The sequence below is a fragment of the Pseudomonas sp. GW822-FHT02D10 genome (genome assembly GCF_058802345.1).
In genome coordinates, this window is the sequence record NZ_JBXAOB010000019.1 from 105,762 (window position 1) to 112,042 (window position 6,281).

The following is a 6,281-nucleotide window of genomic DNA, read 5'->3' on the forward strand; positions in this document are numbered from 1 at the left end:
CAGGTAGAAAATGTGAGTCAATTTTTCCAGATTCATCCGGAAAACCCGCAAGCGCGCCTGATTAAACAAGCGGTAGAAATCATTCGAGCCGGCGGTGTGGTGATCTATCCCACCGACTCGTCCTACGCCATTGGCTGCCAGATCGGCGACAAGAACGCTGTCGAGCGTGTGCGTCGACTCCGGCAACTGGACGAAAAACACAACTTCGCACTGATCTGCAGTGACCTGTCGCAACTAGGGCTGTTCGCCAAGATCGATACCGGCACCTTCCGCTTGCTCAAGGCCCACCTGCCGGGGCCGTACACCTTCATTCTCAACGCCACTCGCGAAGTGCCGCGTCTGCTGCTGCACCCGAAGAAGCGCACCATCGGTTTGCGGGTGCCGAGTCATCCGATTGCCCTGGCGTTGCTCGAAGAACTGGGCGAGCCGCTGATGAGCGTGACCCTGATCATGCCCGGTGACACCGATCCGTTGAGCGACCCTTATGAAATGCGTCAGTTGCTTGAGCATCAGGTCGACCTGATCATCGACGGCGGTTTTGGTGGTATCAAAGCCTCCACGGTGATCAACCTGGCCAACGGCGAGCCAGAAGTGATTCGCGTCGGTTGCGGTGACCCCGCGCCGTTTACGGTTGAGGCCTAGATGTCCGCAGTAGAGCCCGTCGATAGCCAGGCCGGCGCCCAGCAAGAACTGCCGTTTGCCATGGTCTACGGCCAGGCGGTCATGGAAATGCCGCTGGACCTGTACATTCCGCCGGACGCGCTGGAAGTCTTCCTCGAGGCTTTCGAAGGCCCGCTCGACTTGCTGCTGTACCTGATCCGCAAGCAGAACATCAATATCCTCGACATCCCGGTGGCGGAAATTACCCGTCAGTACATGGGCTATGTCGAGTTGATGCAGTCGGTGCGGCTGGAGCTGGCCGCCGAGTACCTGGTGATGGCGGCGATGCTCGCCGAGATCAAGTCGCGGATGCTGCTACCGCGCTCGGCCGAGATCGAAGAGGAAGAAGACGACCCGCGCGCCGAGCTGATTCGCCGCTTGCAGGAGTACGAACGCTTCAAGGCGGCGGCCGAAGGCATCGACGGCCTGAGCCGGGTCGGCCGCGATGTGGTGGTGCCCAAGCTCGACGCCCCGGAGGCGCGGGCACGCAAGTTGCTGCCAGACGTGAGTCTGGAAGAGTTGCTGATGTCCATGGCCGAGGTGCTGCGCCGTGGCGATATGTTCGAAAGCCATCAGGTCAGCCGCGAGGCGTTGTCGACCCGCGAGCGCATGAGCGATGTGTTGGAGCGGCTCAAGGGCGGTGGTTTTGTGCCCTTTGTCGAGCTGTTCACCGCTGAAGAAGGACGCTTGGGGGTGGTCGTGACCTTTATGGCGATTCTCGAACTGGTCAAGGAATCCTTGGTCGAGCTGGTGCAGAATGAGCCGTTTGCGGCTATCCATGTGCGGGCGCGAGCCGAATAACGAGCAAAATCAATGAATCTGAGTGAACCCCGCGAGCTGGCGCCGCTGCTTGAAGCCTTTCTGTTGGCCTCGGGAAAGCCGCAGTCGATGGAGCGTCTGTTCGAGCTCTTCGAAGAGGGCGAGCGCCCGGAGCCGGCGGTTTTCAAGAAGGCCTTGGCGATTCTCGCGAAATCCTGCGACGGCCGGGCTTTTGAGCTGAAGGAAGTCGCCTCGGGCTATCGCCTGCAAATTCGCGAGAAGTTCGCGCCCTGGGTCGGACGTCTGTGGGAAGAACGCCCGCAGCGCTATTCCCGAGCGATGCTGGAGACCATGGCGTTGATCGCCTATCGCCAGCCGATCACCCGGGGCGAGATCGAGGATGTGCGCGGTGTGGCGGTCAACAGCCACATCGTCAAAACCCTGCTGGAGCGCGAGTGGATCAGGGTTGTCGGTTACCGCGAAGTACCGGGCAAGCCGGCGATGTTTGCCACCACCAAGGCGTTTCTCGATCATTTCAACCTGAAGAACCTCGACGACCTGCCGCCGCTGGCCGAACTGCGCGAGCTGGAACCCGAGCCGATGCTCGAGTTCGACGACGCACCGGTGCCGCAGAGCCTGCAAGAACTGGCCGATGCCAGCGCAGAACCGGAAGAACCGAAGGACGAAACCAGTTTCCATACCCTGTTGCTGGAACTGGACTCGATGGAGGAGGGGATCAAGACCGACTTCGACGACTTGCTGCGTGATGGGGCGGTGACCGACAGCGAGCCGCAGATGCCAGGCGATGTGCCCGTCGAGGTTGCGGTAGAGACCGAACTTCAGGTTGAAGCCGAGGCAGAAGTTGAGGAAGAGGCTGAAGATGACATCCTGGGCGTTGCCGAAGCCCGCGAGAAACTGCTCGCCGCCGTCGCTGCGCTGGAACAGCCCAAGCCTGCGCCCGAACTGAGCGACGAAGAAGCCGAAGCTCAAGCCCTGGCCGAAGCAATCGAAAACGAACGCCGCCAGTTCGACGATTGAGGGGCGCCAAAAGATCGCAGCCTGCGGCAGCTCCTACAGGAATGTGCCCACCATCGTAGGAGCTGCCGAAGGCTGCGATCTTTTGATCCTTGCGCACCACCGGTCGGCGGAAAAACAATTAACCAACCGTTTATCCACTAGTCTCTGATGCGCAAGCGGCGCCATGCGCGTATGATTCGCGACCCTTTGGCGATCCTTTTGCCCAAAGACCAGCTTTCAAATCTTCAGGCCAGGCCTGAACAGACCACACCGGGAGGTGCCCAGATGAGTATCAACGACCAGAAAGACGACCAGGAAATCGGCCCAGCAGGCGAAAAACTGCAGAAAGTCCTCGCCCGTATCGGCGTCGGCTCGCGCCGCGACGTAGAAGCCTGGATCAGTCACGGCCGGATCAAGGTCAACGGCAAAGATGCCACCCTTGGCCTGCGAGTCGACCTGCACGACGCCATTACCATCGATGGCAAGGTGATCAAGCGTGAAGAAGCGGCCGAATCGGTCCGCCGCGTGATCATGTACAACAAACCCGACGGCGAAATCTGCACCCGTGACGACCCTGAAGGCCGTCCGACCGTGTTCGACAAAATGCCGAAACCAAAAGAAGGCCGCTGGATCAACATCGGTCGTCTGGACATCAACACCACCGGTTTGCTGATGTTCACCACCGACGGTGAGTTGGCCAACCGCTTGATGCACCCTTCCTACGAAATGGACCGCGAATACGCGGTACGTGTCCGTGGCGAAGTCGATGACGAAATGATCGAGCGCCTGAAAGCTGGCGTGGTTCTCGAAGATGGCCCGGCGAAGTTCACCGACATCAAGCAGGCTCCAGGTGGCGAAGGTTTCAACCACTGGTACCACTGCGTGGTGATGGAAGGTCGTAACCGTGAAGTCCGTCGTCTGTGGGAATCCCAGGGTCTGGTGGTCAGCCGTCTGAAGCGCGTGCGTTTCGGTCCGGTGTTCCTCAACTCTGACCTGCCGATGGGCCGCTGGCGCGAAATGAGCCAGTACGAAGTCGACGTGCTGAGTGCTGAAGTCGGTTTGACCCCGGTGGCCATGCCGCAAATGAATGCCAAGAGCAAAGACAAGCTTGAGCGTATGCAGCGCAAGTCGTCCCGTCCGGTCGGCAAGAGCGAGCGTGTGCGGACCCTGCGTCCAGCCACCGCGGCTCCTGCTGCTGGCCCGCGTCCAGCGCGCGAGCCGCAGATCGAAGGCGAACGTCCGGCCCGCAAGCCAGCGCCACGTCAGGACGGCGAGCGCGGTCCACGCACGCCGCGTCCGGCCAACGGTCGCACTGAACGTGGCGAAGGCCGCAGCGCTCCAGCGGGTGGTCGCAGCGATCGTGGTGCTCCGGCAGGTCGCGGTACGCCAGTGGCAGACCGTCCGTCCGACACCAAGCGCCCGGCCAAGCCAGCGCCGAAAAAACGTCCAGGCATCGTTCTGGTCGACCGTGACGCGCCATCGGGCAAGCGTCGCGGCGCACCGGCCGGTTCCGGTCAGCGTCCAGGCTTTGGTCGTCGCAAGCCGGAGTGAAGCAGTGACAAGCGCCACGCTTTAAGCTGCAAGTGAAACGCCAGCCTTCGGGTTGGCGTTTTTTTTTGCTCGAGGGGCGCCTACCGGAGCACGGAAAGATCTGTAGTGGAAATAATACATGACGTTATGTAACGGAATATTTACGAAAAGGCGCTTTCTGCGCCGTGAATTCGTGCAGTTTCAGGGACTGTAAGGAAAAGCTTCCGATCAGCGCTGGTGAGTGCTACTCGCAGGGCTCTGGCCCGCTTGTTTCAGGCGCCCATCAGCGGTGTCATGCGCCCCATGCCTGTCGTGCAGGTGCATAACAAGAAGGAGGCGCAATGTACGCCGTGAGTCATTTTCATCTCTCCTCAAAGGGCGATATTCCCGTCCCCCCCGTCAACGACCCGCAAAGGTCTGACATTGTTTTTGCAGCTGCCCGAGACCCTCGGGGCGGACACAGGCAATCCCGGCAAACGACGCGCTGACCCAGCGGTGTCTGGCCGCAGGGGGTTACAGGTGTACAATGCGCCGCGTTTTAACTGTGACCTCCCTGCGTAACTGCGCAAAACTCAAGGCTATCCGCTTTGTTAACTCCGCCGCGTCACAAGCGTGTCGGGTTCGATTTCGTCACAGATAAAAACAAACAGGTGACGCATGACTGGTAAAAAAACGCTGAACTCCTGGTGCCTGCGCTGGGGTTTGATCCGTGTTGCTTAAGCCCGATTCGAGCAGCAACGTCTTAACGAACATCATCAAACCTTGCGTGAGACCCTTTTCATGAGTGGACAAAACTCGCATTCAGGCGAGCTTAAACGCGGCCTGAAAAATCGCCATATTCAACTGATCGCCCTCGGTGGCGCGATCGGTACCGGATTGTTCCTGGGCTCTGCCGGTGTACTGAAATCGGCCGGCCCGTCGATGGTCCTCGGCTACGCGATCTGTGGCTTCATCGCGTTCATGATCATGCGCCAACTGGGCGAAATGATCGTCGAAGAGCCGGTAGCCGGCTCGTTCAGCCACTTTGCGCATAAGTACTGGGGCGGTTTCGCCGGCTTCCTGTCGGGCTGGAACTGCTGGATTCTGTACATTCTGGTGGGCATGTCGGAGCTGACTGCGGTCGGTAAATATGTGCACTACTGGTGGCCGGACGTCCCGACCTGGGCCTCGGCCGCAGTGTTCTTCGTAATGATCAACGCAATCAACCTGGCTAACGTCAAAGTCTTTGGCGAGGCGGAGTTCTGGTTCGCGATCATCAAGGTCGTGGCGATTGTCGGCATGATTGCCCTGGGCAGCTACCTGCTGGTCAGCGGCAATGGTGGCCCGCAAGCCTCGGTGACCAACCTGTGGGAGCACGGTGGGTTCTTCCCCAATGGCGTCAGCGGTCTGGTGATGGCCATGGCGATCATCATGTTCTCCTTCGGCGGCCTGGAAATGCTCGGTTTCACCGCAGCAGAAGCCGACCAGCCGAAAACCGTGATCCCGAAAGCGATCAATCAGGTGATCTACCGGATCCTGATTTTCTACATCGGCGCACTGGTGGTTCTGCTCTCGCTGACGCCGTGGGACAGCCTGCTGGCGAGCCTGAACGCGTCCGGCGATGCCTATAGCGGCAGCCCGTTCGTTCAGGTGTTCTCGATGCTGGGCAGCAACACCGCCGCGCACATCCTCAACTTTGTGGTCCTGACGGCGGCATTGTCGGTGTACAACAGCGGCACTTACTGCAACAGCCGCATGTTGCTGGGCATGGCTGAGCAGGGCGACGCCCCGAAAGGTCTGGCGAAGATCGACAAGCGCGGCGTGCCGGTGCGTTCGATCCTGGCCTCGGCAGCGGTAACGTTTGTGGCTGTGGTGATGAACTACCTGATGCCGCAGCACGCGCTGGAACTGCTGATGTCATTGGTGGTTGCGACGCTGGTGATCAACTGGGCGATGATCAGCTTCTCGCACTTCAAGTTCCGTCAGCACATGAACCGTACCCGGCAAACACCGCTGTTCAAGGCGCTGTGGTACCCGTACGGCAACTACATCTGCCTGGCATTTGTGGCGTTCATTTTGTGCGTGATGCTGTTGATTCCGGGGATCCAGATCTCGGTGTACGCGATCCCGGTGTGGGTCGTGTTCATGTGGGTGTGCTACAACATCAAGAACAAGCGCAGCGCTCAACACGCGTTGAATGCTGCTGCTCCTGCGATGAAATAAACGCACGACGCATAAACAACAAACCCGGCCATGTGCCGTAATGCTGTTCACTTAAGCGGAGCAGCCTTACGGTCTACTGGAAAACGGGTCTTTGAAATCTTTACCGTCCTTGG

Annotated in this window: 5 protein-coding genes; all 5 read left to right on the forward strand. The window is 59.6% G+C overall.

Going from position 1 to position 6,281, the window contains the following annotated elements:
- The first annotated feature begins 12 nt into the window (after nt 1-12).
- The 5 genes from AC1RPZ_RS24155 to AC1RPZ_RS24175 all read left to right on the forward strand — a co-directional run bounded on the left by AC1RPZ_RS24155 (nt 13) and on the right by AC1RPZ_RS24175 (nt 6,168).
- The gene (locus AC1RPZ_RS24155) at nt 13-642 is read left to right on the forward strand and encodes an L-threonylcarbamoyladenylate synthase (protein ID WP_493139998.1); all 630 of its coding nucleotides are present in this window, start codon (nt 13-15) and stop codon (nt 640-642) included.
- A complete protein-coding gene (locus AC1RPZ_RS24160) occupies nt 643-1,461 on the forward strand; it encodes a segregation and condensation protein A (protein WP_493063721.1) in 819 nt (272 codons plus the stop codon). It abuts the gene before it with no gap.
- A 12-nt stretch (nt 1,462-1,473) separates the two neighbouring features.
- Nucleotides 1,474-2,457: an SMC-Scp complex subunit ScpB gene (scpB, locus tag AC1RPZ_RS24165; RefSeq protein WP_493140000.1), complete on the forward strand. Its 984-nt coding sequence runs from the start codon at nt 1,474-1,476 to the stop codon at nt 2,455-2,457.
- Between the two features lie 264 nt (nt 2,458-2,721).
- A complete protein-coding gene (gene rluB / locus AC1RPZ_RS24170) occupies nt 2,722-3,987 on the forward strand; it encodes a 23S rRNA pseudouridine(2605) synthase RluB (protein WP_493140002.1) in 1,266 nt (421 codons plus the stop codon).
- Between the two features lie 759 nt (nt 3,988-4,746).
- Nucleotides 4,747-6,168 (forward strand): amino acid permease, encoded by a 1,422-nt coding sequence (locus tag AC1RPZ_RS24175; RefSeq protein ID WP_493140004.1) that lies wholly within the window; start codon nt 4,747-4,749, stop codon nt 6,166-6,168.
- Nucleotides 6,169-6,281: the final 113 nt, after the last annotated feature.

Bases quoted from the DNA above. Each gene is read 5' to 3' on its own strand.
- AC1RPZ_RS24175 (WP_493140004.1), top strand. From the start codon at position 4,747: ATGAGTGGACAAAACTCGCATTCAGGCGAGCTTAAACGCGGCCTGAAA.
- rluB (WP_493140002.1), top strand. From the start codon at position 2,722: ATGAGTATCAACGACCAGAAAGACGACCAGGAAATCGGCCCAGCAGGC.
- AC1RPZ_RS24160 (WP_493063721.1), top strand. From the start codon at position 643: ATGTCCGCAGTAGAGCCCGTCGATAGCCAGGCCGGCGCCCAGCAAGAA.
- scpB (WP_493140000.1), top strand. From the start codon at position 1,474: ATGAATCTGAGTGAACCCCGCGAGCTGGCGCCGCTGCTTGAAGCCTTT.